General features: G+C 63.4%; 27 protein-coding genes. 14 read left to right on the forward strand and 13 right to left on the reverse strand.

The window, feature by feature from the left end:
• Nucleotides 1-152: 152 nt before the first annotated feature.
• From GYK42_RS15470 to GYK42_RS15500, 7 genes are all read left to right on the forward strand, one after another.
• Nucleotides 153-404: an exodeoxyribonuclease VII small subunit gene (locus tag GYK42_RS15470; protein WP_010394784.1), complete on the forward strand. Its 252-nt coding sequence runs from the start codon at nt 153-155 to the stop codon at nt 402-404.
• Nucleotides 401-1,312: a polyprenyl synthetase family protein gene (locus tag GYK42_RS15475; protein ID WP_240943608.1), complete on the forward strand. Its 912-nt coding sequence runs from the start codon at nt 401-403 to the stop codon at nt 1,310-1,312. The genes GYK42_RS15470 and GYK42_RS15475 overlap by 4 nt, the downstream gene beginning before the upstream one ends.
• The gene (gene dxs, locus GYK42_RS15480) at nt 1,313-3,181 is read left to right on the forward strand and encodes a 1-deoxy-D-xylulose-5-phosphate synthase (protein ID WP_166448207.1); all 1,869 of its coding nucleotides are present in this window, start codon (nt 1,313-1,315) and stop codon (nt 3,179-3,181) included.
• A 168-nt stretch (nt 3,182-3,349) separates the two neighbouring features.
• Entirely contained in the window at nt 3,350-5,440 is a 2,091-nt protein-coding gene (locus GYK42_RS15485; RefSeq protein ID WP_166448208.1) for an FUSC family protein, read from the forward strand.
• A 321-nt stretch (nt 5,441-5,761) separates the two neighbouring features.
• Nucleotides 5,762-6,142 carry a glutaredoxin family protein gene (locus GYK42_RS15490; protein WP_240943609.1) on the forward strand — a complete coding sequence of 127 codons (381 nt, stop codon included), beginning with the start codon at nt 5,762-5,764 and terminating at the stop codon, nt 6,140-6,142.
• A 31-nt stretch (nt 6,143-6,173) separates the two neighbouring features.
• The gene (locus GYK42_RS15495) at nt 6,174-6,365 is read left to right on the forward strand and encodes a hypothetical protein (RefSeq protein WP_166448209.1); all 192 of its coding nucleotides are present in this window, start codon (nt 6,174-6,176) and stop codon (nt 6,363-6,365) included.
• Between the two features lie 91 nt (nt 6,366-6,456).
• Nucleotides 6,457-6,645 carry a hypothetical protein gene (locus GYK42_RS15500; RefSeq protein WP_166448210.1) on the forward strand — a complete coding sequence of 63 codons (189 nt, stop codon included), beginning with the start codon at nt 6,457-6,459 and terminating at the stop codon, nt 6,643-6,645.
• A 63-nt stretch (nt 6,646-6,708) separates the two neighbouring features.
• On the opposite strand, the gene GYK42_RS15505 is transcribed toward GYK42_RS15500, so the two are convergent.
• Nucleotides 6,709-7,263 (reverse strand): cob(I)yrinic acid a,c-diamide adenosyltransferase, encoded by a 555-nt coding sequence (locus GYK42_RS15505; protein WP_166448211.1) that lies wholly within the window; start codon nt 7,261-7,263, stop codon nt 6,709-6,711.
• A gap of 152 nt (nt 7,264-7,415) precedes the next feature.
• Here GYK42_RS15505 and GYK42_RS15510 point away from each other — a divergent pair, with 152 nt between their 5' ends.
• The 3 genes from GYK42_RS15510 to glcF are packed head-to-tail and all read left to right on the forward strand — an operon-like array spanning nt 7,416 to nt 11,226.
• Complete coding sequence (locus GYK42_RS15510) at nt 7,416-8,906, forward strand: FAD-linked oxidase C-terminal domain-containing protein (RefSeq protein ID WP_166448212.1); 1,491 nt, start codon at nt 7,416-7,418, stop codon at nt 8,904-8,906.
• A gap of 16 nt (nt 8,907-8,922) precedes the next feature.
• Complete coding sequence (gene glcE / locus GYK42_RS15515) at nt 8,923-9,993, forward strand: glycolate oxidase subunit GlcE (protein ID WP_166448213.1); 1,071 nt, start codon at nt 8,923-8,925, stop codon at nt 9,991-9,993.
• A gap of 6 nt (nt 9,994-9,999) precedes the next feature.
• On the forward strand, nt 10,000-11,226 hold the full coding sequence (gene glcF, locus GYK42_RS15520) for a glycolate oxidase subunit GlcF (protein WP_166448214.1): 1,227 nt from the start codon (nt 10,000-10,002) through the stop codon (nt 11,224-11,226).
• Here glcF and GYK42_RS15525 read toward each other — a convergent pair.
• From GYK42_RS15525 to GYK42_RS15540, 4 genes are all read right to left on the reverse strand, one after another.
• Nucleotides 11,219-13,327, reverse strand: a complete 2,109-nt coding sequence (locus GYK42_RS15525) for a putative bifunctional diguanylate cyclase/phosphodiesterase (protein WP_166448215.1) — start codon at nt 13,325-13,327, stop codon at nt 11,219-11,221. The two genes, glcF and GYK42_RS15525, sit on opposite strands and share 8 nt — an antisense overlap.
• Before the next feature lie 184 nt (nt 13,328-13,511).
• Nucleotides 13,512-13,997: a glutathione peroxidase gene (locus GYK42_RS15530; RefSeq protein ID WP_166448216.1), complete on the reverse strand. Its 486-nt coding sequence runs from the start codon at nt 13,995-13,997 to the stop codon at nt 13,512-13,514.
• A 1-nt stretch (nt 13,998) separates the two neighbouring features.
• Nucleotides 13,999-15,138, reverse strand: a complete 1,140-nt coding sequence (locus tag GYK42_RS15535; RefSeq protein WP_205711414.1) for a PilT/PilU family type 4a pilus ATPase — start codon at nt 15,136-15,138, stop codon at nt 13,999-14,001.
• A gap of 4 nt (nt 15,139-15,142) precedes the next feature.
• A complete protein-coding gene (locus tag GYK42_RS15540; RefSeq protein ID WP_034749074.1) occupies nt 15,143-16,186 on the reverse strand; it encodes a type IV pilus twitching motility protein PilT in 1,044 nt (347 codons plus the stop codon).
• A 70-nt stretch (nt 16,187-16,256) separates the two neighbouring features.
• Between GYK42_RS15540 and GYK42_RS15545 the strand changes: the two genes are divergently transcribed.
• Both GYK42_RS15545 and proC read left to right on the forward strand, forming a co-directional pair.
• Entirely contained in the window at nt 16,257-16,958 is a 702-nt protein-coding gene (locus tag GYK42_RS15545) for a YggS family pyridoxal phosphate-dependent enzyme (RefSeq protein WP_166448217.1), read from the forward strand.
• 16 nt (nt 16,959-16,974) lie between these two features.
• On the forward strand, nt 16,975-17,805 hold the full coding sequence (proC, locus tag GYK42_RS15550) for a pyrroline-5-carboxylate reductase (protein ID WP_166448218.1): 831 nt from the start codon (nt 16,975-16,977) through the stop codon (nt 17,803-17,805).
• Here the strand turns inward: proC and GYK42_RS15555 are convergent, their stop codons facing one another.
• The 8 genes from GYK42_RS15555 to GYK42_RS15590 form a co-directional block, all read right to left on the reverse strand.
• Nucleotides 17,806-18,522: an anti-sigma factor gene (locus GYK42_RS15555; RefSeq protein ID WP_166448219.1), complete on the reverse strand. Its 717-nt coding sequence runs from the start codon at nt 18,520-18,522 to the stop codon at nt 17,806-17,808.
• Entirely contained in the window at nt 18,519-19,076 is a 558-nt protein-coding gene (locus GYK42_RS15560; protein ID WP_166448220.1) for a sigma-70 family RNA polymerase sigma factor, read from the reverse strand. The genes GYK42_RS15555 and GYK42_RS15560 overlap by 4 nt, the downstream gene beginning before the upstream one ends.
• A 92-nt stretch (nt 19,077-19,168) precedes the next feature.
• Entirely contained in the window at nt 19,169-19,726 is a 558-nt protein-coding gene (locus GYK42_RS15565; protein ID WP_166448221.1) for a DUF3455 domain-containing protein, read from the reverse strand.
• Between the two features lie 90 nt (nt 19,727-19,816).
• A complete protein-coding gene (locus GYK42_RS15570) occupies nt 19,817-20,164 on the reverse strand; it encodes a hypothetical protein (protein ID WP_166448222.1) in 348 nt (115 codons plus the stop codon).
• The gene (locus GYK42_RS15575) at nt 20,161-20,547 is read right to left on the reverse strand and encodes a phage holin family protein (protein ID WP_046683403.1); all 387 of its coding nucleotides are present in this window, start codon (nt 20,545-20,547) and stop codon (nt 20,161-20,163) included. Before GYK42_RS15575 ends, GYK42_RS15570 begins: the two co-directional genes overlap by 4 nt.
• Before the next feature lie 45 nt (nt 20,548-20,592).
• Entirely contained in the window at nt 20,593-20,949 is a 357-nt protein-coding gene (locus GYK42_RS15580) for a glycine zipper domain-containing protein (protein ID WP_046683402.1), read from the reverse strand.
• Nucleotides 20,950-21,057: 108 nt separating this feature from the next.
• Nucleotides 21,058-21,912 (reverse strand): 4-hydroxybenzoate octaprenyltransferase, encoded by an 855-nt coding sequence (ubiA, locus tag GYK42_RS15585; protein ID WP_166448223.1) that lies wholly within the window; start codon nt 21,910-21,912, stop codon nt 21,058-21,060.
• Nucleotides 21,913-21,970: 58 nt separating this feature from the next.
• Nucleotides 21,971-22,909, reverse strand: a complete 939-nt coding sequence (locus tag GYK42_RS15590; RefSeq protein ID WP_046683400.1) for a hydrogen peroxide-inducible genes activator — start codon at nt 22,907-22,909, stop codon at nt 21,971-21,973.
• Between the two features lie 134 nt (nt 22,910-23,043).
• On the opposite strand from GYK42_RS15590, the gene GYK42_RS15595 reads away from it, so the two are divergent.
• Together GYK42_RS15595 and rfaE2 are read left to right on the forward strand one after the other, a co-directional pair.
• A complete protein-coding gene (locus GYK42_RS15595) occupies nt 23,044-23,283 on the forward strand; it encodes a DUF3717 domain-containing protein (protein WP_166448224.1) in 240 nt (79 codons plus the stop codon).
• A gap of 33 nt (nt 23,284-23,316) precedes the next feature.
• Complete coding sequence (gene rfaE2, locus GYK42_RS15600; RefSeq protein WP_166448225.1) at nt 23,317-23,799, forward strand: D-glycero-beta-D-manno-heptose 1-phosphate adenylyltransferase; 483 nt, start codon at nt 23,317-23,319, stop codon at nt 23,797-23,799.
• Nucleotides 23,800-23,869 lie beyond the last annotated feature (70 nt).

Raw genomic sequence — 23,869 nt, forward strand, 5'->3', positions numbered from 1 at the left:
ACAAACGGACAATGTCATTGACTTTGAGCGCACCGATTGCGCTTTAGTTTTCACTTAATAGTGTGGTTTGTTCTAAAATAACGCTTCTATGCTGGCCGGGAGTCCCCGGCGTCTCCCTACAAGCCCCTCGTGCCACGAAGAGATCTGAGTCTATGTCGAAGAAATTAACTGCCGCTGCCGCAGCGCCGGCCTCGTTTGAAGAGGCGATGGCGGAACTGGCGCAGCTGGTAACGCAAATGGAAGCGGGCCAGTTGCCGCTGGAAGCATCGGTCGCGGCGTACCAGCGCGGCTCGGAACTGGTCAAGTATTGCGCTACCCAGCTCGACAGTGTCGAAGCGCAGGTGAAAGTATTGGAAGGCGACATGTTGAAACCGTTCGTGGATGCCGGCGAGGCCGCACTATGATGGCCAGCATACCGCAAGACGGCGTCACCTTCGGCGACTGGATGCAAAGCACCCAGTCGGGCGTGGAAAGCCGGCTCGACCAGTTCCTGCCGGCGGCGGACGTGGTGCCGCACAAGCTGCACGCGGCCATGCGCTATGCGCTGTTGGGCGGCGGCAAGCGCGTGCGTCCGCTGCTCGTGATGGCGGCGGGCGAATTGTTTGATGCCGATCAAGATACCCTCGCGCGCGCCGCTTGTGCTCTGGAAATGATTCACGTGTATTCGCTCGTGCACGACGACATGCCATGCATGGATGACGATGCCTTACGCCGTGGCAAGCCCACCGTGCACATCGCCTACGATGAAGCGACGGCCCTGCTGGTCGGCGACGCGCTGCAATCGCAAGCGTTCATGCTGCTGGCCGACGGCGCGGCCATTCCTCCGACGCGGCAAATGGCCATGCTCAGGCTGCTGGCGCACGCGTCCGGATCAAGCGGCATGTGCGGCGGCCAGGCGATCGACCTCGACAGCGTCGGCCTGGCCTTGACCTTGCCGCAGCTCGAACAGATGCATCAACTGAAAACGGGCGCCTTGCTGCGCGCGGCCGTGCTCCTCGGCGCGCTGGCGGGCAAGGACCTGGCGCCGGACGAAATGACGGCGCTGAACGCCTACGCGCGCGCCGTCGGGCTGGCGTTTCAGGTGGTCGACGACGTGCTCGACGCCACGGCCGATTCGGCCACCCTGGGCAAGACGGCGGGCAAGGATGCGGCCGCCAACAAGCCCACTTACGTATCGATACTGGGGCTGGAACCATCGAAAGCCCTGGCAGAACAATTGCGGTGCGACGCCCATGCGGCGCTGGCGCCATTCGGGGACAAGGCACGCCGTCTGCGCGAGCTGGCGGACCTGGTCGTGCAGCGGAAGGCATAAATGAAACTGTTAGAAACCATCAATGAACCAGCGCAAGTGCGCAAGCTGGCCCGCTCGCAACTGGTGCCGCTGGCGCAGGAATTGCGCAGCTTCCTGCTCGATTCCGTGTCCAAGACGGGCGGCCATCTGTCGTCCAACCTGGGCACGGTCGAGCTGACCGTCGCGCTGCACTATGTGTTCAACACGCCGCACGACCGCATCGTGTGGGACGTGGGCCACCAGACCTATTCGCACAAGATCCTCACGGGCCGCCGCGATCGCATGCACACGCTGCGCCAGAAGGACGGCATTTCCGGCTTCCCGAAACGCGACGAGAGCGAGTACGACACCTTCGGCACGGCGCACTCGTCGACGTCGATTTCGGCCGCCTTGGGCATGGCGCAGGCCGCCAAGATCAAGGGCGACCCGCTGCACGCGATCGCCGTGATCGGCGACGGTTCGATGACGGCCGGCATGGCTTTCGAGGCCATGAACAATGCGGGCGTGCAGGAAGACGTCAACCTGCTGGTGATCCTGAACGATAACGACATGTCGATCTCGCCACCGGTGGGCGCGCTGAACCGTCACCTGGCGCGGCTGATGTCGGGCCAGTTCTATGCGGCGGCGAAAAATGTCGGCAAGTCCGTCTTGCCCGGCCCCGTGCTGGAACTGGCGAAGCGCTTTGAAGAGCACGCCAAAGGCATGGTCGTGCCCGCCACCATGTTCGAGGAATTCGGTTTCAACTACATCGGCCCCATCGACGGTCACGACCTCGATTCGCTGATACCGACCTTGCAAAACATCAAGCAGCTGAAGGGCCCGCAATTCCTGCACGTGGTCACCAAAAAGGGCCAGGGTTACAAGCTGGCCGAGGCGGAACCGATTTTGTACCACGGCACGCCGAAGTTCAATCCGGCCGAAGGTATCAAGCCGGCCACGGCGCCGGGCAAGATGACGTACACGGAAGTGTTCGGCAACTGGCTGTGCGACATGGCCGCGCACGACAAGCGCCTGGTGGGCATCACGCCGGCCATGCGCGAAGGCTCGGGCATGGTCAAGTTCGAACAGCAATTCCCCAACCGTTATTTCGACGTGGGCATTGCCGAGCAGCACTCCGTGACCTTCGGCGCGGGCCTGGCCTGCGAAGGCTTGAAACCTGTCGTGGCCATCTATTCGACCTTCCTGCAGCGCGCCTACGACCAGCTGATCCACGACGTGGCCTTGCAAAACCTGGACGTGACGTTTGCGCTGGACCGCGCCGGCCTCGTGGGCGCCGATGGCGCCACGCACGCGGGCAACTACGACATGGCATTCCTGCGCTGCATCCCGAACATGGTCGTCATGGCCGCGTCCGATGAAAACGAATGCCGGCAAATGCTCACCACTGGTTACCATTATCCTGGCCCGGCCGCCATCCGCTATCCGCGTGGTGCCGGCGCAGGTGCGGCCATCGTGCCGGAACTGACCAGCATCGAGATCGGCAAGGGCGAGATCAAGCGCCACGGCAAGCGCATCGCCATCCTGGCCTTCGGTTCGATGGTGGCGCCGAGTGTCGCGGCAGGCGACAAGCTCGATGCGACGGTGGCCAACATGCGTTTCGTCAAGCCGCTCGATGTGGCGCTGGTGAAACAGCTTGCTGCGGAGCACGATTACCTGGTGACGGTGGAAGAGGGCTGCATCATGGGCGGTGCCGGATCGGCCGTGGCCGAAGCGCTGGCGGCAGAGGGAATCGTCAAGCCGATTCTGATGCTGGGCTTGCCCGACACCTTCATCGACCATGGCGACCCCGTGCAGTTGCTGAAAAGCGTGGGTCTCGATGCCGCCGGCATCGCCGCGTCGATCGAGCAGCGTTTTGGCGGCACCCAGCCGCGTCTGGCTGTCGTCAGCTAAGTTTGTCTGTAGACAGGAAAGCGGCGCTGCGGTGCCGCTTTTTTTTCGTCTGCAGGGATTTTACGCTGCACCGCAACATTTTTCGTCGGGGAATGCTACGATGACGCTTTGATACTCGTTTCAAAGTCCAACTTGCATTTCAGGAAACTTCACCGCCGTACGCGCGCAATGGCCGGCCGCTGGCTGACGGGCATGCACGCCTATACCGATACCCTGGCGCAGCGCCGTCCCTTGTGGATGGTCAGCCTGGCCATCGACGAAACGAATCTGTCCGAGGGACTGCGGGCCGCCTGCGCCTCGAGCGCCATGCTGCTGCTGGGCCTGCTGTTCGACCACCCCGATTTTTCCTGGGCCGCCATCGGCGCTTTCTGGACCTGCCTGGCCGACGCGGCCGGCACGCGGCGCATGCGTTTCGTCTCGATGCTGGGCTTCGGCTTGCTGTCCACCGTGGCAGGCGGCTTGACGGCGCTGGCGGCCGGCCATGGCGTGGCCGCTGCCGCCGTCGCCGTGCTGGTGTTTTCCTGGGCTGGCGCGCTGGCGCGCATCTGGGGCGCGGCCACCGCGCAAGTGGCCATTTTGGCGGCCACGGCCTGCGTGGTGATGGTCACGCATCCCTTGGAATCGATGACGCAGACGGCGCCTTTCCTGGGCCTGTACATGTTCGGCTGCCTGTTTGCCACCGTGCTCAGTTTTACGGTCTGGCGCATCCACCCGTTCAGCCCTGCCAGGCGCGCCATCCGCGCCGCGTATTCGCGCCTGGCCGGCATTGCGCGCGACAATGCGCGTTTTTTGCAACACGATGGGATGCCGGCCGATGTTGCCGCGCATGGCGCCAGCTACCGTTCGCAGGCGCGCGCCGCGCTGGAAGCGGCGCGCGTGGCGCTGGCGGCCGTGCCGCCCGCCCGCGCGGGGCGCAGCGCCCTGTATGACAACCTGCTGCTGGCGCTCAGCGACGCCGAGCGCATCTTCGCTTACCTGATCGCCGTCACGCATACGTGCGAGCGCGAGCAACAGCGCCTGCGCCAGGACCCGCGCGCGCGGCGCAGCCTGGAAGTGATGGCCGTGCTGCTGCGCCGCCTGGGGCAAGCCGTGCAGCGCCAGCCGGAAACGCCGCCGCTGGCATTGCAGCGCCGCCTGGCCGCCTGCGGACGGCGCCTGGAAGCGGCGCTGGGCGCCTTGCTGCCCTTGCGATTGAACGTGGACTTCATGGAACTGGGCTTGCCGCGCGCGACGCAGCTGCCGTGGCGCGAGGCGGCTTTCCTGGCGCTGGGGCAGGCGTGGCAAACGGCGAAGGTCAATGCCACGCCGCAGTCGCTGAGCTGGCGCCACGCGGCGCGCGTGTCGCTGGCGACGACGGCCGGCTTCCTGCTGGTCGAGGCCTTGCATATTCCCTTCGGCTACTGGGCCACCATGGCGACATTATTGATACTGCAGCCATCCGTGTCGACCACCTGGCCGCGCGGCATCGAGCGCGTCGCGGGCAGCGTGCTGGGCGCCGTGCTGGCCGTGCTGATCGGCTTGGCCGTCCATACCCCGCTGGCGATCTCGCTGGTGGTGTTTCCCCTGATCGTCGCCACCATGGCCTTGCGCCGTGTCAGCTACAGCCTGCACGTGCTGTTCATGACGCCCGCCTTCGTACTGGTGGCCGACTATGCTGCGCCGGCCAGCGAGATGGTGTATGCGGTAAGCCGTCTGGGCAACAATGTGCTGGGCTGCGTGCTGGCTCTGCTGGCCACGTTTTTCCTGTGGCCCGACCGCGAGGCGGACGACCTCGATCAGCGCCTGGCGAAAGCCGTGTCGGCCAACCTGAAATACCTGCTGGCCGTGCTGGCGGCGGGTGGACGGTGGGATAGCGCCATTGCGCGCCTGCGCCGCGAGGCGGGGCTGGCCAGCAATAATGCGGAACAAGTGCTGCAACGCCTGCGCATCGAGCGCCGCCTGGACCGCAGCAGCGGCGTGGGCCTGGCGGCCCTGCGCACCTTGCCGCTGCTGCGCCGCGTGGCAGGCAGCACGGCGCGCATCAGTTTGAGCCCGCAGGCCGAGCCGGCGCCGCCCGCATTGCAGCGGTGGATTGCCGCCGTCAGCGGGGAAATCGATGCGTTGCTGCGCGGTGAAGCCGATACCGCTGCGCCCGGTCCTTGCGCGGCAGAAGGCTTGACGGCCCTGCAAGCCGATGCGGTGGCCCAGGTGCAGCTGCTGCGCGGCTTGCTGCGCGAACATGTGCAGGCGATGGATAACGCGGTGACGTCCTCGCGTTGAAGCGTAGCCGCTCGGCCGGCTGCGCCCGCAACCGGCCTTTTCCTGCTTGCGGCGCCAATATTGTATAGACGTTTGGCGCCTGCCAATCTCTCCAAATTCCACATTTCATGGGCTTCCCCGATATATTTTCCAAACTGGAAATTTATCGAAAGGAAATGTTGACTCTAAAATAATCGCGCTCTATATTCGTTTTTGTAGGATGTAAATTCTACAAGGTAATAAGCATGCAAGCGCAAGTGGCATTCTTTTTCCACGTCAATCGAAGGGTGGGAAATGTTTTAAAAGATCGTACTTTTCCTGTAACGACGTCAAGGTGGCTTCATGATGCAAAAGAAAATTAAAACCATCGCCATGTATGGCTTGATCCTGGCCGCCGGCCTGGGCAGCGGTTATGGCCTGTCCTTGTTGCCCGGCTTGCTCAAGTCGAATTACACCGAGGGTAATTACGCCGCGTATTTCCCGAATGCCCAGGCGAAAGTGGTGCTGTACGGCACGGACTGGTGCGGCTATTGCGCCAAGACGCGTGCCTACTTCAAGGAAAACAAGATCGAATTCGTCGATCTCGATATCGAAAAATCCCCGGAAGCGAAAAAAGCCCATGAGGCACTGGGCGGCGGCGGCGTGCCCGTGGTGTTGATCGGCAACCGCAAGATCCAGGGTTTCAATGCGGACGCGCTGGAAGCGGCGCTGAAGAAAATCTGACGTTCCCACTTGTTAACTTGAAAGGCTGACCATGTTCAAAAAAATTGCTGTTTTTCTGTTTGCCGCAGGCGCTGCGCTGTCCTTCAGCGTCCATGCAGGTGGGCCTGACTGCACCTTTGTGTGCGAACGCAATCTGCTCGATTGCGTGGAATTCGGCCAGCCGGCCTGCATGGAAAATTATCAGGCTTGTCAGAAAGAGTGCCTGCGGCCGCCCCGTAATTGACGCGCGGAGGCAATGCCAGCTTATGGATGGTGCGTAAGGGACGGCGCGCCGTGGATGTCAGTGATCGTCTGTCAATTCAACAGGAGTGCTTATGTTCAAAAAACTGGGTTTCTTTTTGTTTGCCATGGGCGTCAGCGCCTCGTATGCCATGGCCAGCAATACCGCCGACATTTCGGAATGCCAATCCGAGTGCTATATGGCGCTCGATGCCTGCGTCATGGAGTTCAGTGTCCCCTCATGCGTGCGCGCGAATAAAGCCTGTCTTCAGGCCTGCGGCTAAGTAACAGCCTGCCAGCTGGATAAAGCACGGCGATGCTGTTTGACAGGCATCGCCGTTTTTATGTCATCCGCGCGTGCGGTCATGCCGCCACAGCACGTCGCTGCCGCCGGCAAAGCGGTTGAGCACGCGCGACAGCACGAACAGCAGGTCCGACAGGCGGTTCACGTACTGGCGTGGATGTTCGTGGATGGTTTCCGCATTGGCCAGCGCGACGATGCTGCGCTCGGCGCGGCGGCAGACGGTGCGGCACACGTGGGCCAGCGAGGCGCCGCGCGAACCGGCCGGCAGGATGAATTCACTCAGCGCCGGCAAGTCCGCATTGTATTTCGCCAGCAGCTCATCGAGGCGCAGCACGTGCTCTTCCTTGATCAGCTGGTAGCCGGGGATGCAGATTTCTCCGCCCAGGTCGAACAGGTCGTGCTGGATGGCCACCAGCTCGTCGCGCAAGGCGTCGGGCATGGCTTCGCACAGCAGCAAGCCGATATTGGAATTGAGTTCGTCCACGTCGCCCATGGCGTGGATGCGGGCGCTGTCCTTGCTGGTGCGGCTGCCGTCGCCCAGGCCGGTGCTGCCATTGTCGCCCGTGCGCGTGGCGATTTTCGAAAGTCGGTTGCCCATGATGCTGATCCTGTAAAGAAGAATGGGGGCAGCATACGACACTGCGCGCCGCCTGGCCCCGGATTTGCGGGCAAATCGGACAAAAAATGCGGTGCGCGCCACTTTTGTGCTTACAATCGTTGCACGCCCATGCCAATTTCCCCCCCCATCTTATGCTCAATACCGCTCCTGAACCCGGATTGACCGCCGCGCGCCAGCAAGCCGTCGTCGCGGCCCTGCTGGCCGTGCTGCCAGCACGTTGCGTGCTGTCCGACGCGGAAGACACGCGCCCGTACGAATGCGATGGCCTGGCCGCCTACCGCCAGCTGCCGATGGTGGTCACCTTGCCGGACACGGAAGAACAGGTCATCGCCATCCTCGGCGTCTGCCGCGAACTTGGCGTGCCGATCGTGCCGCGCGGCGCCGGCACGGGCTTGTCGGGCGGCGCCTTGCCGATCGCCGACGGCGTGGTGTTGTCGACGGCGCGTTTGAACCGCATCGTGCGCCTCGATGCGTACGCGCGCACGGCCGTGGTGCAGCCGGGCGTGCGCAATCTGGCCATTTCCGAAGCGGCCGCGCAATATGCCTTGTATTACGCGCCCGACCCGTCTTCGCAGATCGCCTGCAGCATCGGCGGCAACGTGGCGGAAAACTCGGGCGGCGTGCATTGCCTCAAATACGGGCTGACCGTGCACAATGTGCTGCGCGTGCGCGTCGTCACCATCGATGGCGACGTGCTGGAGCTGGGCGGCGAATGCCTCGATTCTCCGGGCCTGGACCTGCTGGCCGTCTTCATCGGTTCCGAAGGCATGCTGGGCATTGTCACGGAAGTGACCGTAAAACTGATACCGAAACCGGCCACGGCGCGTGTCATCATGGCCTCGTTCGGCGACGTCGTCACGGGCGGCAATGCCGTGGCCAACGTGATCGCCGCCGGCATCATCCCGGCTGGCCTGGAAATGATGGACCAGACGTCGTCGCGCATGGTCGAACCGTTCGTCAAGGCCGGCTACGACATCGACGCGGCCGCCATTTTGCTGTGCGAGGCCGATGGCACGCACGAGGAAGTGGAAGAGGAAATCGCCCGCATGACGGCCGTGCTGGAAGGGGCGGGCGCCAGTGCGATTGCCGTCTCGCAGTCGGAAGCGGAGCGCATGAAATTCTGGTCCGGCCGCAAGAACGCCTTTCCCGCCGCCGGGCGCATCTCGCCCGATTACTACTGCATGGACGGCACCATCCCGCGAAAAAAACTGGCGGAAGTGCTGACGGGTATCGCCGCCATGGAAACGACGCATGGCTTGCGCTGCGCGAACGTGTTCCACGCGGGCGACGGCAATCTGCATCCCTTGATCCTGTTCGACGCCAACATGCCCGGCGAATTCGAGCGCGCCGAAGCGTTTGGCGCCGACATCCTGGCCCTGTGCGTGGCCGTGGGCGGCACCATCACGGGCGAACATGGCGTGGGCATGGAAAAGATCAATTCCATGTGCGTGCAATTTACGCGCGCCGAACTCGATGCCTTCTTTGCCGTCAAGCGCGCCTTCGATCCCCACACCTTGCTGAACCCGGACAAGGCGATTCCCACCTTGAACCGCTGCGCCGAATTCGGCAAGATGCATGTGACGGCGGGGCGTTTGCCGTTCGCCAACCTGCCCCGTTTTTAATTTTCCGGAGACCCCTTTGCAAGCGATAGCGGAACAATTCAGGCAGCAGATCCTGGCGGCCAGCGCGGCGGGCAGCCCCTTGCGCCTGCGCGGCGGCGGCACGAAGGACTGGTATGGCCAGCAACTGACAGGCGAGGTGCTCGACACGCGCGCCTATGCGGGCATCATCGACTATGAACCGACGGAGCTGGTGATCACGGCCCGCTGCGGCACGCCGCTGGCGGAAATCGAGGCGGCGCTGGCCGCGCGCAACCAGATGCTGGCGTTTGAGCCGCCCCATTTCGGCGCTGGCGCCACGGTAGGCGGCGTCGTCGCCAGTGCGCTGTCCGGCCCGCGCCGCGCCAGCGCGGGGGCCTTGCGTGATTTCGTGCTGGGCGCCGTGCTGATGGAGGGCCATGGCGAACGCCTGGCCTTCGGCGGGCAAGTGATGAAGAACGTGGCCGGCTACGATGTCTCGCGCCTGCTGGCGGGCTCCTTGGGCACCCTGGGCCTGATCCTGGAAGTGTCGCTGAAGGTGCTGCCCTTGCCGCTGCGCGAATCGACGTTTCGCGTGGCCTGCGCGGAAATCGCCGCCTTGCGCATGCTCAATGAATGGGCGGGCAAGCCGCTGCCGATATCGGCCAGCTGCTGGCACGATGGCGTGTTGACGGTGCGCCTGTCCGGCGCCGAGGCGGCTGTCTCGGCGGCCCTGCAATCATTGAAAGGCGAAGTGCTGGCTGCAGAAGAAGCATCCGCCTTCTGGCTGTCCGTGCGCGAGCAAACGCACGCATTCTTTGCGGGCGCAGGCAGCCTGTGGCGCTTGTCGCTGCCGCCGCACGCCAGCGCCATGATTTTAAAAGGGCGCCAGCTGATCGAATGGGGCGGGGCGCAGCGCTGGCTCAAACTCGACGGTGACGCCGATGCGGCCGGCGCGCACCACATCCGCCAGGCCGTGGCGGCCGCCGGCGGCCATGCCACCCTGTTCCGCGGCGGCGACAAGGCCGTGGGCGTGTTCCACCCGCTGGCGCCGGCCGTGGCTACCATCCATCAGCGCCTGCGGCAGGCTTTCGATCCGGCCGGCGTCTTCAACCCGCACAGAATGTATTGAGCGCGCATGCAAACCAATCTCGCCGATTTCATCAAGAATACGCCGGCAGGCGACGAAGCCGAAGCCATCCTGCGCGCCTGCGTGCATTGCGGCTTTTGCACAGCCACCTGTCCCACCTACCAGTTGCTGGGCGACGAACTCGATGGCCCGCGCGGACGCATCTACCTGATCAAGCAAGTGCTCGAAGGCGCGCCCGTCACGGCCAAGACGCAGACGCACCTGGACCGCTGCCTGACCTGCCGCAACTGCGAATCGACCTGTCCGTCCGGCGTGCAGTACGGGCGCCTGGTCGACATCGGCCGCAATGTCGTCGAACAGCGCGTGCAGCGCCCCTTGCGAGAACGCGCGCTGCGCTTCGCCTTGAAGGAAGCCTTGCCGCGCCGCTGGCTGTTTACGCCCGTGTACAAGGCGGGACAGGCGCTGCGCCCGCTGCTCTCAAAAAGCTTGCAGGACAAATTGCGCCCGGGCGCCGCCGCCGGTGCATGGCCCGCGCGCCAGCATGCGCGCAGCATGTTGCTGCTCGACGGCTGCGTGCAGCCGGCCATGTCGCCGAACATCAACGCGGCCACGGCGCGCGTGTTTGACGCGCTGGGCGTGCAATTGATCGTCGCCCCGAAGGCCGGCTGCTGCGGCGCGCTGCGCCATCACCTGAATGACCAGGACGCGGCGCTGGACGACATGCGCCGCAATATCGACGCCTGGTGGCCGTATATCGATAGTGCGGAAGCCATCGTCATGACGGCGTCCGGCTGCGGCGCCACGGTGAAGGAATATGGCCATTTGCTGGCGCACGATGCGCAGTATGCGGAGAAGGCGCGGCGCATCGCGGCGCTGACGCGCGATCTGTCCGAGATCATGCCGGCGTTTGAAGCGGAATTGGCGGCGCTGCTGAAAGGGCGCATCGGAAAACGGGTGGCGTATCACCCGCCGTGCACCCTGCAGCATGGCCAGCAGGTGCGCGGCAAGGTGGAGCAGGTGCTGCGCGCCGTCGGCGTCGACGTGCGCCTGTGCGCGGACAGCCATTTGTGCTGCGGTTCGGCGGGCACGTATTCGATCCTGCAGCCGGCACTGTCGCAGCAGCTGCGCGACAACAAGGTGGCGAACCTGGAAGCGTGCGAGCCGGAGATGATCGTGTCGGCCAATATCGGCTGCCTGAGCCACCTGCAGTCGGGCACGGAGACGCCCGTGCGGCACTGGATAGAGCTGATCGACTCCGCCTTGGCGCCTAAATAGGCACTTCGCTGTACTGCGCGACGCGCCATTGGGGGGCCGGCACGAAGTTGGCGGCCCACTCCAGGACGGCATCGGCCGGCATGGGGCGGGCGATGCCGTAGCCTTGCGCCAGATCGCAGCCCAGCTGGATCAATCGCGCGCCATGTTCGACGCTTTCCACGCCTTCGGCGATCACCGTCAGGCTGAAGGAGCGGGCCAGGCCGATGACGGCGCGCACCAGGTGCAGGTCGTCGCGGTCGTTGAGCATATTGCGCACGAAGCTCTGGTCGATCTTGACGATGTTGGCCGGCAGGCGTTTCAGGTATGACATCGACGAGTAGCCTGTGCCGAAATCGTCGAGGGCGAAAGTGATGCCCAGTGCCTGGCAGGCGCGGATGATGCGGCGCACGTCTTCGATGTCGTGCAGGGCCGACGATTCGAGGATTTCCAGTTCCAGCATGCTGGCGCGCACGCCGGGAAATTCGCCGAGGATGGTTTCCAGGCGCGAGACGAAATCCGGCTGCTGGAAGTGGCGTGCCGCGATATTCACGCTGACCACCCAGTGCTTGCCGCCAGCCACCCAGCGCTGCATTTGCCACAGGGCCTGGCGCAGCACCCATTCGCCGATATCGATGATCAAGTCCGTCTGCTCCACCAGCGGCAGGAATTGTGCGGGCGCCAGCACGCCGCGGCGCGGATGCTGCCAGCGCAGCAGCGCTTCCATGCCCACCACCGTGCCGGCGCGCATGTTGACCTTGGGCTGGTAGTACAGCCGCAGTTCGCCGTTGATCAGGGCGTGGCGCACTTCCGTGCGCTGGTTGTGGTGGGTGCGCACTTCTTCGTCGAGATTGGTGTCGAAGAAGTGATACTGGTTGCGCCCCGTCAGCTTGGCCTGGTAGACGGCGTGGTCGGCGTGGCGCAGCAGGCTTTCCGTATTCAGGTCCTTGCCCGCGTAGACGGCGATGCCGGCGCTGGCCGTCATGTGCAGCGCCTGCTGGTCGCACTGGTAGGGACGTCCCAGCTCGGCCATCAGCTGCATGACGTTCTGTTCGATGCTGGCGATGCTGGCCTGGCCGCACAGCAGCAGGACGAATTCGTCGCCGCCCAGGCGCGCCGCGTAATGGACCTGGCCCGTAAAGCCGTGCAGGCGGCCGGCCACCTGCTTGAGGATTTCATCGCCCGCCTCGGCGCCGTAGCGGTCGTTGATGGCCTGGAAGTGGTCGAGGTCGAACAGACAGACGGCCAGCAGGCGCTGGCGTTCGCGCGCGAGGAACAGTTCCTGTTCGAAGCGGGCGGCCAGCGCGGCACGGTTGGGCAGGCCCGTCAGCACATCATTGTAGTTTTGCCACGACAGCTTTTGCAGCGCCTGCTGCATGTGCACGGTTTCGTTCAGCTGTTCGCCCAGCTGGCGCTGGCTGGTTTTCAGCGAGGTCAGCAGTGCTTCGATATCGCCGGCCATGCCATTGAACGACTGCGACACGGCTTGCGCTTCGGGCGTGGCGCCGGCCACCAGGCGCACGGCGAAGTTGCCGTCGCGGAAGCGGTCGGTCGCCTGTACGAAGCGCGCCAGCAGCTTGCGGTGCGTGGCCAGGATCAAGCCCAGCAGAACGAAGACGAGTACGATATTGACGGTGCTGAGGACGGCTTGTTCGCGCACCCTGAGCCACACCTGCGCCAGGGGCCGGCCGGGCGTATAGTGCAGGTCGAGGATGCCGTCGCCGCCGTCCGGCAGCGCTACCGTCAGGCGGCTGCGGATGGCCGTGATGCCGGCCAGGCGCGCAAACCACGCCGGTACCGTGGCCAGCGTGTCGGCCAGCTTGCTGTCGGCCAGTACTTCGACATGCCCGCCAGCCGTGTCCCAGCGTGCGGAAACGAGGCTGCGGTTCAGCGGCAGGGCGCTGCGCAGCACTTGCCGCACGCTGTCGTGCATCGCGTGACTGTCCGCGTGCACGGCCAGCGGCAGCACGCTATTGGCGAGGAACAGGTCGAGTTGCCGTGCATCGCTCTGGTAGCGCGCATTGGCCAGCGCCGTTTCCGTACCGAGCAGGGCGTGATAGCGAACGGCGGAAACGGCGAGTATCAGGAAGAAAATAGGAAGAAAGAGGCGGGAATAAATTCCCATCCGCATCCATGAAGATAATATTTTCCCAAAGACTGGCATCGTTTTTTGATCGATATCTGCGAATAATTATGCAAACATTATCACCGAAATTTGCTATTGGAAACACAATATTGATATCAAGCATGAAATAAGTGCGGATTGATTGATTTCAGCAATTATTGTTTTTAATCAAACCGTCGAATCGCTATTCCTGTAGCAATTGCCGAATGTCGTCCGCCAGGCTGGCCGGTTTGCTGGCCGTGGCGTAGCGGCGAAATACGCGGCCATCCTTGCGCACCAAAAACTTGGTGAAATTCCATTTGATCGACTGCGTGCCCAATATGCCGGGCGCCGCCTGTTTTAATTGCGCAAACAGGGGATGGGTCTGCGGGCCATTCACGTCGACCTTGGCAAACAGGGGAAAGGTGACGCCGAAGTTTTTCTCGCAAAAAGCGCCGATTTCCGCATTCGATCCCGGTTCCTGCTGGCGGAATTGATTGCAGGGAAAGCCCAGCACGACCAGGCCCTGCTCATGGAATTCGCGGTACAGCGCTTCGAGCCCCTGGTATTGCGGCGTGAAGCCGCAGGCGCTGGCCGTGTTGACGATCAGCAGTACCTTGCCTTTGTATTGCGCCAGGTCGACCGGCGTGCCGTCCAGTGCCTGGGCCTGGAAATCGTGGATGCTGGTCATGTCAGAGGAGTCCCAGTTTGGTGGCGCCCGTTTGCGGGGCGGGTACCGGCGCCGTTGCGCCCTTGAGCTTGATCGTCAGGCGCAGGTCGTTGACGGAGTCCGCATTGCGCAGCGCGTCTTCATAGCTGATGGCGCCCGCTTCGTGCAGGTCGAACAGGGCCTGGTCGAAAGTCTGCATGCCGTGTTCGCGCGATTTTTTCATCAATTCCTTGATCTCGTGCACCTGGCCCTTGAAGATCAGGTCGCTCATCAGCGGCGAATTGAGCAGGATTTCCAGCGCCGCCTTGCGTCCGCCGCCTTCCTTGTTGGGAATCAAGCGCTGCGAAATCATGCCCTTCAAATTCAGTGACAGGTCCATCAGCAGCTGTTGGCGCCGTTCTTCGGGGAAGAAATTGATGATGCGGTCCAGCGCCTGGTTGGCGTTGTTCGCGTGCAAGGTCGCCAGGCACAGATGGCCCGTCTCGGCGAATGCGATGGCGTGGTCCATCGTGTCGCGGTCGCGGATCTCTCCGATCTGGATCACGTCGGGCGCCTGGCGCAGGGTGTTTTTCAGGGCGGTGGCCCAGTCGTCCGTATCGACGCCCACTTCGCGCTGGGTGACGATGCAGTTGCCGTGCGGATGGATGAATTCCACGGGATCTTCGATGGTGATGATGTGGCCATGGCTGTGCGCGTTGCGGTGGCCCACCATGGCGGCCAGGGTGGTCGACTTGCCGCAGCCCGTGGCGCCCACCATGATGACGAGGCCCCGCTTGCTCATCACGATGTCTTGCAGGATGGCCGGTAAACCGAGCCCATCGAGGGTGGGGATGGCGGTATTGATCAAGCGCAAGACCATGCCTGCCTGGCCCATCTGTACGAAGGCGGACACGCGGAAGCGCCCGAGTCCGTCCGGACTGATGGCGAAATTGGCTTCGCGGCTGGACGCGAACTCGGCCGCCTGGCGTTCGTTCATGACGGCGCGCACGTAGCCGGCCGCCTGCTGCGCGGCTAGCGCGCCGCCCGCCAGCGGCGTCAGTTTGCCGTCGAGCTTGATGGCGGCAGGAAAGCCGGCCGTGATGAACAGGTCCGAGCCGCCCCGTGCGCGCATCTGCGCCAGCAGCGCATGCATGGCGCCATAGTGTTCGTGCGTAGTGTCCATGGGCTTAGCCGGGGAAGTTTTCAGGGGCCTTGGCGGCCGAGCGGGCCGTTTCCGCCGAGATCGTGCCGCGCCGCACCAGGTCGGACAGGCACTGGTCCAGGGTTTGCATGCCCACGTTGCTGCCCGTCTGGATGGCCGAATACATTTGCGCCACTTTCGCTTCGCGGATCAGGTTGCGCACGGCCGGCGTGGCCAGCATGATTTCATGCGCGGCCACGCGGCCCGCGCCATCCCTGGTTTTCAGCAGGTTTTGCGAAATGACGGCTTGCAAGGATTCGGACAGCATGGCGCGCACCATTTCCTTTTCCTCGGCGGGGAAGACGTCGATGATGCGGTCGATCGATTTCGCCGCCGACGAGGTATGCAGGGTGCCGAACACGAGGTGGCCCGTTTCGGCCGCCGTCAGCGCCAGGCGGATGGTTTCCAGGTCGCGCAATTCGCCCACTAAAATCACGTCCGGGTCTTCGCGCAGGGCCGAGCGCAGCGCGTTGCTGAACGAATGCGTGTGCGAACCGACTTCACGCTGGTTGATCAGGCATTTTTTCGGTTCATGCACGAATTCGATCGGGTCCTCGATGGTGAGAATATGGTGGTTCAGGCGTTCGTTGACGTGGTTCACCATGGCCGCCAGGGTGGTCGACTTGCCGGAACCGGTCGGCCCCGTCACCAGCACGAGGCCCCGTGGACGCATGGCCAGTTCGCCGAAGATGCGCGGGGCATTCAGGTCTTCCAGTGTCAGCACTTTCGAGGGAATCGTGCGCAGCACGGCCGAGGCGCCCCTTTCCTGGTTGTAGGCGTTGACGCGGAAGCGGGCCAGTCCGGGAATCTCGAACGAGAAATCGCATTCCAGCGCTTCTTCATAGGCCTTGCGCTGGCTGTCGTTCATGATGTCGTAGATCATGCTGTGCACTTCCTTGTGCTCGAGCGGGGGCACGTTCAGGCGGCGCACGTCGCCGTTGACCCGTATCATCGGCGGCAGGCCGGAAGACAGGTGCAAGTCGGAAGCCTTGTTGCTGACGGAGAAAGCGAGTAGTTCGGAGATGTCCATTTATAATCCCTGTGCCTGCATTGATGGGCTGCCTGACGCGGCCGTGCCCCGTATCCACTAGAAAATGATTATGTCCACAATCGAACTGAACTTGCAAGCCGTGCGCGACGCAATCGCGCAAGCGGCGCTGGAGGCGCAACGCCCGCCCGAAGACGTGACCTTGTTGGCCGTCTCGAAGACCTTCGGCGCGGACGCCGTGCTGGACGCCATGCGCGCGGGCCAGGCGGCGTTTGGCGAAAATTATCTGCAGGAAGCGCTCGACAAGATCGCCTTGGTGAAGGCGGCCGCGCCGCAGCACGCTCCGGCATGGCATTTCATCGGCCCCATCCAGAGCAACAAGACGCGCTCCATCGCCGAACACTTCGACTGGGTGCACACGGTGGAGCGGGAAAAGATCGCCGCGCGCCTGTCCGAGCAGCGCCCGGCCGGCTTGCCGGACTTGAATATCTGCCTGCAAGTCAATATCAGCGGGGAAGCCAGCAAGAGCGGCGTGACGCCGGCCGAATTGCCGGCCCTGGCGCATGCCGTGGCGCAATTGCCCCGTTTGCGCTTGCGCGGCCTGATGGCCATCCCCGAGCCGGAAACGGAGCTCACGCTTCAGCGCGCTGCCTTTGCGCAACTGCGCGCGCTGTACGAACAATTGAAGGCCGAAGGGCTGGCGCTCGACACCTTGTCGATGGGCATGTCGGCCGACTTGCGCGCCGCCGTGCTCGAAGGCGCCACCATCGTGCGCGTGGGCAGCGCCATTTTCGGTTCCCGCAACTATTCCTGATGAAGAGAGAACAAGCATGACGACAGAATTGAATATCGCCTTTGTAGGCGGCGGCAACATGGCCGCGGCCCTGATCGCCGGCCTGGCGGGTAAATTGACCCTGGGCGGCAACATCCACGTGATCGATCCCCATGCGCCCGCGCTGGAAAAACTGCAGGCGCAATTCGGCGTCACGACGGCGACTGCCGCCGGTGACGCATTGCGCGGCGTGGACGTGATCGTGCTGGCCGTGAAACCGCAAAGCATGCGCGAAGTGGCGGCGCAATTGCTGCCCTTCCTCGACGGGGAGCGGACGCCATTGATCCTGTCGATCGCGGCCGGCATCCGTGCCGCTGACCTGTCGCGCTGGCTCGGCGACTATCCCGCCATCGTGCGCTGCATGCCGAACACGCCAGCTTTGATCGGCATGGGCATCACTGGCATGGTGGCCAGCAGCGGCGTCAGCGAAGAACAAAAGAAGACGGCGGACGCGATCCTGCGCGCCGTCGGCCAGACGGTCTGGCTCGACGACGAAGTCAAGATCGATCCCGTGACGGCCGTGTCCGGCAGCGGCCCCGCTTACGTGTTTTACTTTATCGAAGCGATGCAGCAGGCGGCCGCCGAACTGGGTCTCACGCCCGAGCAGGGCACGCAGCTGGCGATTGCCACCTTTACGGGCGCGGCGCAACTGGCGGCCAATTCCAGCGAACCGGTGTCCTTGCTGCGCGAGCGCGTCACGTCGAAAGGCGGCACGACGTACGCGGCCCTGAGCAGCATGGAAGAGAGCGGCGTCAAGGCGGCCATCGTCAGGGGCATCAAGGCTGCCGCCGAGCGGGGGCGCGAGATGGGGGAAGAGCTGTCTAAGTAATCAGATGACCTTGACGGCGCGGCCTATGTATAAAATCGGCCCCGTCGGCCGGCCCGTGGGCGAGCCTGTCTGCGGTTCCAGCGTGATTTCAAACAGTTGATCGGGCTGCAGCGGCGGCAGCTTATCCAGGGTCAACTTGAGGCTTTGCCCCGGCTTGACGAGGCCCAGCGAGACAGGGGCGCCCCAGTCCTTGCCCTTGGTCCAGAATTGCAGGGCTTTTTGCTGCGGCACGCTAGTCGGCCCCAGCGGGATCAGGCTCAGGTCGCGGTTCTTGCCGCCGCGTCCGCCGGCCTGCACGATCCAGCCCGGCGATTTATCCTGCGGCGCCACCAAGACGACCAGATAGCCGGGCCCTGCTGGCGCTTGTAGCTGCACCGTCACCAGCACGGCCAGCGCGGCCGTGGCCGCCAGGCCGCTACCGGCCAGCACTCTCCAGAAAGCCAGGCTGTTCCACCACGCTTGCCAGCCGCCCGCTTGCCGCACGGCTTTCGGCGTAAACAGGCTGGCGCTGATGCGCGACCACAGCTGGGCCGAGGGCGTTTCGGGCGGCGCCAGCGTGGTCAAGGGCAGCAGACGCCGTTCCCAGGCATCGACGGCGTCGCGCAACGCTGGCTCGCGCGGCAAACGCTGTTCCACTGCCGCGCGTTCGGCCAGTTCCAAGGTGCCCAGCACGTATTCGCCGGCCAGCCTTTGCAAGTCTTCGTCGCTGTCGATCATCCCATGCACTCCCGCAGGGCGGCCAGGCCCCGCTTGACCCAGGCTTTGACGGTTCCCAGCGGCGCTTGCAGGCGCTGCGCGATTTCGCTGTGGGAACAGCCATCGACATAGGCGTACAGGATGCTATTGCGTTTGCCTTCATCCAGGTGACCGAGGCAATCATGCAGCTTGCCCATGTCCGCCTGGTCGGCATAGGCCTCGCCCGTATCATGGCCTTGGCGTTCGTGCAGCAGGGTTTCCACGGTATCCTCGTCGGCTGACAGTTCATGGGCGCGGGCACGCGCCACGTCCAGCGCCTGGTGCCGCACCACTACATAGATCCAGCCCTTGCCGCTGCCGCGCGTGGCGTCGAAACTGCCGGCGCGGCGCCAGATGTTCAGGAAGGCGTCGTGCAGCACGTCTTCGGCCAGGGCCCGCTGGCGCACGATGCGCAGGGCCACGCCCAGCAGGTAGCGGCTTTCCTGCTGGTACAGGCCGTGCAATGCCTGCTGCTCGCCCCTGGCGCAGGCGCGCAGGGCGGCATCGTAATCGTAAGGGGCGGCGTGGGCTGGCAAGGTCGGCGCAATCGTCAGGAGTAAACGGTTAGCAAGTTTTCAATGCCGAGTATAGGCCAGAAACCAGCTTGCCAACCGTCAACGCCAGTTATTTATATGGCTTTCCAGAAGATGTAATCGGCCTGGTAGGGCACCCATTGTTTGGCGCCGATGGAATCCATGCCGCAGGGGCTGCTTGGCGCTACGCCACCGCTGGTGGCCACGCGCTGGATGTAGCTGACACCCTGCATGGCGCCGCTGCCCGTGGCCGGGTTGGCTTTCACCAGTTGATACGGGATGTTGCCCGTGCCGGCCGGCGCCACTGCTACTTGCGTCGCCGTTACTTTCGAGCCATCCAGGTTGGCCCAGGTGGCAGGAGGACCGACGTAGGTGCCCACTTGCATGCCGCTGCGGTCGTTCAGGGCCGCATCCGGTCCCACGAAGACCCATTCATGGCCCGTCATGTCTTTTTTCGCCTTGCACTCGTAGGCGATCTTGCCCACGCCCACCGTTTGCATGGCCACCTGGTGGCCATCTGGCACTTTCACGGCGTTCGGCAATTGTTCCTGCGAATAGCGCGCGCTCATGGGGGCGCAGGCGGCCAACAGCAGGGCGGCGCACAGCACGGTGAGGGAAGGGGCGGTATGGCGTGGGGCGATGATGGCATGCATGGCAAGCTCCTGGTAGTTGGCTCAACCGGCTGGTTGATACCATTACTACGCAGGGATTTGCCATTTGGATGCAGCCAGGAAAAAAATAATTTATTCCGGCGTTTCTTTCTTGCTGAAGCGCTGCGCCAGCGCCAGCACGACGGGCATGGCGGTGGTGGCGTGCTTGAGCAGCGCGCCGCTGGCCCGCAGCAGCGGCAGGAAACGGCGCGGCCGCACGAGCAGCAGGCCCAGCACGGCGCCGCCCACCATCAGGGGAATTTTAAAGCGCGTGGCCAGGGTGTGGCGCAGGTTGCCACCCGTCAAAGGTTCCAGCAATTGCCGCGTCTGCGCGCCCAGGGCCAGGCGCTGCAGCGCGCATTCGGCCAGCAGCGCGTCGCGCCGCTGCGCCAGGCTGGTGGCCGTGTGCACATGCGACAGTTTGGTAGGGTGCGTGGTCATGGCCGCTCCGATCCCCGGCGGGCCAGCAGTTGCAGCTCGTCCAGGTCTTTGTTCAGTTCGGAAAGTGTGAAGGACAGCAGTTTCGGCTTGCTGCGAAAACTGGCGCGCACGCCCAGCAGGGTGGCGATGGCGGCGACGATGAAGACGGCGGCCGTGATGGCGATGGCGGCGATGCGGTGCGTGTCCCAGAACAGCACGATGACGAGGAACACGATCAATACCAGGCCGACAAACAGGCACAGCAGTGCCAGCATGGCCAGGGCCAGGTACGACAGGAAGCGCAGCGACTCTTCTTCCATTTCCACGGCCGCCAGGGCCAGACGGGTCTGGACGATGGCGGCGAGAGTCGCTGCGACTTGGGCGACATGGTGCACGATAGCCATATGCTGCCTTTCGCGTCAGGAGACGGCTTATGCCGTCGGTACTAACTAGCGGCGTGACGAGGAAAGCAACAGGCCGAACAGTACGCCCACGACGGCGCCCGCGCCCACGGCTTTCCACGGATTGTCCTGCACGTACTCGTCGGTGGCCTTGGCCGCCTTCTTGGTCCGTTCGAGCAAGTCTTCTTCCAGCTTGATCAAGTCTTTCTTGGCCGTTTCCAGCGTGGCGATGAACTTGTCCTTGACGGCTTTGACATTCTCGCCCGTCTGATCCTTGGCGCCGTCGAGCCAGCCTTCCGCTTCATTGATGACGGTTTTCAGGTCGCCCACCAGTTTGTCGCGCGCCTTGTCGGCGTCGGCGAGGATGCTGTCGCTGCTGGATTTTCCGGTATGTATCGAGCTCATGTATTACCTCTTGGAAGTGAAACTGCACAGTGAAATACCAGTGTAGGCAACTGCGGCCAGGCTTGTCTTGCGCCGCCTCAAGGGCTACCGCGGCGCAAGGATGATTGCTTAACGGAAAGCAAAGTCCAGAACCACGCCCGCAAACACCGCTGCTCCTAGCCAGTTATTATGCCGGAATGCCGCAAAACACGGCATACGCTCGCGTGCGCGGATCAGGGTGTAGTGGTAAACGGCGCAGCCGGCCGCAACTACCAGGCCCGCGACGAACCAATAACGCAAGCCCAGGTACCAGCCGCAGGCCAGCCACAGCAGCAGGAAAACGGCGTAGCAGAACATGACGATGGCCACGTCGTAGCGGCCAAAGGTGATGGCCGACGTCTTGATGCCGATTTTTAAATCGTCGTCGCGGTCGACCATCGCGTATTCCGTATCGTAGGCCACGGCCCAGAAGACATTGCCCAGCAACAGCAGCCAGGCGACGACGGGCACGGAATCCGTGATGGCGGCAAAGCCCATGGGGATGCCGAAGCCGAAGGCGATACCGAGATACGCTTGCGGGATGGCAAAGAAGCGCTTGAAGTAGGGATAGGTGCCGGCGATGATGACGGCGGCCACGGACAGTTGCTTGGTCAGCGCATTCAAGGGCAGGATCAGGCAAAAGGCCAGCACGGTCAGCACGCCGGCCACGGCCAGCGCTTCCTTGCCGCTGATGCGTCCGCTGGTGATGGGGCGCTCGGCCGTGCGCTTGACGAATTTGTCGATATCCTGGTCGGCGTAGTCGTTGATGGCGCAGCCGGCCGAGCGCATCAGGAAAGTTCCGAGAGTAAAGATGAGCAGCAGTCGCCAGTCCGGCACGCCCTGCTGCGCCAGCCACAGCGCGCACAGGGTAGGCCACAGCAGCAATACGGTACCGATAGGCTTGTCCAGCCGTATCAGGCGGAAATACAGCGCCAGCTTGTTCATGGAAGACTCGATCTTGTTGAAGAGAAAGGTCGATTATCGCAAATAGTATGTAAATGTACTATTCGTCGTCTTCGCACAAGGGGGTGATGCCAGGCAAGTTACAGCTGGCGATGGCCGCGCACAAGGCGTCGATGGCCGCCTTGCGCGTAAAACTCTTGCGCCACAGCATGACCACCCGGCGCGATGGCACGGGTTCCGCGAAAGGCCGGTATTCAAGCATGCCGTCGGTGGCGTGCATATTGGCGACGGAGGCGCGCGGCAAGACGGTCAGGCCGATGCCGCTGGCCACCATGTGGCGGATGGTTTCCAGTGAAGAACCTTCGAACGTGCGCTGCATGCCGTTGCCGGGCGAGGAAAAACGCGCCATTTCGGGGCATACTTCCAGCACTTGGTCGCGGAAACAGTGGCCATTGCCCAGCAGCAGCATGGTTTCCGATTTCAAATCCTGCGCGGCGATTTTGTCGCGCGCCGTCCACGGATGCTGGCGCGGCATGGCGACGACGAACGGTTCGTCGTACAGTTCCTGCATGGCCATGCCATGGTCGGGCAGGGGCAGGGCCATGATGGCCACGTCCAGTTCGCCCTGGCGCAGCAATTCGAGCAGGCGAACCGTGAAGTTTTCCTGCAAGATCAAGGGCATCTGCGGCACCTGGTCTATCATGGCCTTGACCAGGGGCGGCAGCAGGTAGGGGCCGATCGTATAGATCACGCCCAGGCGCAGGGGGCCGGCCAGCGGGTCCTTGTTTTGCTTGGCGAGTTCCTTGATGGCGGCAGTCTGTTCCAGCACGCGCTCGGCTTGCGCAATGATCTGCGCGCCCAGGGGCGTGACGGAGATTTCCGCGCCGCCCCGTTCGAACAGGACCACGCCCAATTCGTCTTCGAGTTTCTTGATGGCCACTGACAGGGTGGGCTGGGCAACGAAACAAGCTTCGGCGGCATGGCCGAAGTGCTTCGCTCGCGCGACTGCAACGATATATTTCAGTTCAGTCAGTGTCATAGGTTGATTGAAACACAGGAAGTACTTACTTGCAATGAATGAAAGGTGGCGCAAACGTGAAACTGTGGCGCCGATGGCGTATTGTAGCGGATCGCCCCCTATAATGCGGGACCGGGCGGCCGAGGGAGAGGGCGATGGAACTGCGGATGCAGGCGCTGGAAGCGGCGATCAATTACTGGCGAGCCAGGCAACCGGCGCGCGGCAATGAATATGCGCTGTCGCCGCCCGTCAGCCGCCTGGCTCGCGTGTATGCACTGATGATTTATTACCGGCAAGATCGCATCGCCGAAGAGGGCCTGGAACCGGCCGTCCTGGCCTTGATCGATGCCTGGCGCCGGGATGCGGGCGGCATCCAAGGCGATAGCCACGCCTGAGCGTGACCATAATTAACCCAACAAGAGATATCCATGCCTGACTTTGAAAACAAACTGTGCGGCCGTGACGAACTGCGCGCCCGCGCGCAAGCGCTGCCGAAACCGGTGGTGGTGACGAACGGCGTGTTCGACATTTTGCACCGCGGCCACGTGACGTATCTGGCGCAGGCGCGCGCGCTGGGCGCTTCGCTGATCGTTGCCGTGAATACTGATGCTTCAGTGAAACGCCTGGGCAAGGGCGACGACCGTCCCCTGAACAACTGCGAAGACCGCATGGCCGTGCTGGCCGCGCTGGAAGCGGTCAGCCTGGTGGTGCCGTTCTCGGAAGACAGCGCGCTGGAAGTGGTGCAGGACATTCAACCGGAAATCTATGCCAAGGGCGGCGACTACGACATGGCGGCCATTCCGGAAGGCAAGGCCGTGCTCGCGTATGGCGGCCAGGCCGTGGCCATCGATTTCGAGCATGACCGCTCGACCACCAAGCTGTTGACGAAAGTGCGGACGCAGCAGGGCTGAGGAATCTCGTCAATGTTTCCATACAGATAAAAAGACGTTACTATGAGAACTGCCAGGGCTGCGACTTCGT

The sequence above is a fragment of the Janthinobacterium lividum genome (assembly GCF_011601275.1).
Lineage (GTDB): Bacteria > Pseudomonadota > Gammaproteobacteria > Burkholderiales > Burkholderiaceae_D > Janthinobacterium > Janthinobacterium lividum_E.

Coding starts and splice junctions, on each gene's coding strand:
- ubiA (WP_166448223.1), bottom strand. CDS start 21,912: ATGAACAAGCTGGCGCTGTATTTCCGCCTGATACGGCTGGACAAGCCT.
- GYK42_RS15535 (WP_205711414.1), bottom strand. CDS start 15,138: ATGGACACTACGCACGAACACTATGGCGCCATGCATGCGCTGCTGGCG.
- GYK42_RS15495 (WP_166448209.1), top strand. CDS start 6,174: ATGTTCAAAAAAATTGCTGTTTTTCTGTTTGCCGCAGGCGCTGCGCTG.
- proC (WP_166448218.1), top strand. CDS start 16,975: ATGACGACAGAATTGAATATCGCCTTTGTAGGCGGCGGCAACATGGCC.
- GYK42_RS15525 (WP_166448215.1), bottom strand. CDS start 13,327: ATGGGAATTTATTCCCGCCTCTTTCTTCCTATTTTCTTCCTGATACTC.
- GYK42_RS15575 (WP_046683403.1), bottom strand. CDS start 20,547: ATGGCTATCGTGCACCATGTCGCCCAAGTCGCAGCGACTCTCGCCGCC.
- GYK42_RS15505 (WP_166448211.1), bottom strand. CDS start 7,263: ATGGGCAACCGACTTTCGAAAATCGCCACGCGCACGGGCGACAATGGC.
- GYK42_RS15470 (WP_010394784.1), top strand. CDS start 153: ATGTCGAAGAAATTAACTGCCGCTGCCGCAGCGCCGGCCTCGTTTGAA.
- GYK42_RS15510 (WP_166448212.1), top strand. CDS start 7,416: ATGCTCAATACCGCTCCTGAACCCGGATTGACCGCCGCGCGCCAGCAA.
- GYK42_RS15565 (WP_166448221.1), bottom strand. CDS start 19,726: ATGCATGCCATCATCGCCCCACGCCATACCGCCCCTTCCCTCACCGTG.
- glcF (WP_166448214.1), top strand. CDS start 10,000: ATGCAAACCAATCTCGCCGATTTCATCAAGAATACGCCGGCAGGCGAC.
- GYK42_RS15485 (WP_166448208.1), top strand. CDS start 3,350: ATGGCCGGCCGCTGGCTGACGGGCATGCACGCCTATACCGATACCCTG.
- GYK42_RS15475 (WP_240943608.1), top strand. CDS start 401: ATGATGGCCAGCATACCGCAAGACGGCGTCACCTTCGGCGACTGGATG.
- dxs (WP_166448207.1), top strand. CDS start 1,313: ATGAAACTGTTAGAAACCATCAATGAACCAGCGCAAGTGCGCAAGCTG.
- GYK42_RS15500 (WP_166448210.1), top strand. CDS start 6,457: ATGTTCAAAAAACTGGGTTTCTTTTTGTTTGCCATGGGCGTCAGCGCC.
- rfaE2 (WP_166448225.1), top strand. CDS start 23,317: ATGCCTGACTTTGAAAACAAACTGTGCGGCCGTGACGAACTGCGCGCC.
- GYK42_RS15570 (WP_166448222.1), bottom strand. CDS start 20,164: ATGACCACGCACCCTACCAAACTGTCGCATGTGCACACGGCCACCAGC.
- GYK42_RS15590 (WP_046683400.1), bottom strand. CDS start 22,909: ATGACACTGACTGAACTGAAATATATCGTTGCAGTCGCGCGAGCGAAG.
- GYK42_RS15545 (WP_166448217.1), top strand. CDS start 16,257: ATGTCCACAATCGAACTGAACTTGCAAGCCGTGCGCGACGCAATCGCG.
- GYK42_RS15530 (WP_166448216.1), bottom strand. CDS start 13,997: ATGACCAGCATCCACGATTTCCAGGCCCAGGCACTGGACGGCACGCCG.
- GYK42_RS15595 (WP_166448224.1), top strand. CDS start 23,044: ATGGAACTGCGGATGCAGGCGCTGGAAGCGGCGATCAATTACTGGCGA.
- GYK42_RS15540 (WP_034749074.1), bottom strand. CDS start 16,186: ATGGACATCTCCGAACTACTCGCTTTCTCCGTCAGCAACAAGGCTTCC.
- GYK42_RS15555 (WP_166448219.1), bottom strand. CDS start 18,522: ATGATCGACAGCGACGAAGACTTGCAAAGGCTGGCCGGCGAATACGTG.
- GYK42_RS15490 (WP_240943609.1), top strand. CDS start 5,762: ATGATGCAAAAGAAAATTAAAACCATCGCCATGTATGGCTTGATCCTG.
- GYK42_RS15580 (WP_046683402.1), bottom strand. CDS start 20,949: ATGAGCTCGATACATACCGGAAAATCCAGCAGCGACAGCATCCTCGCC.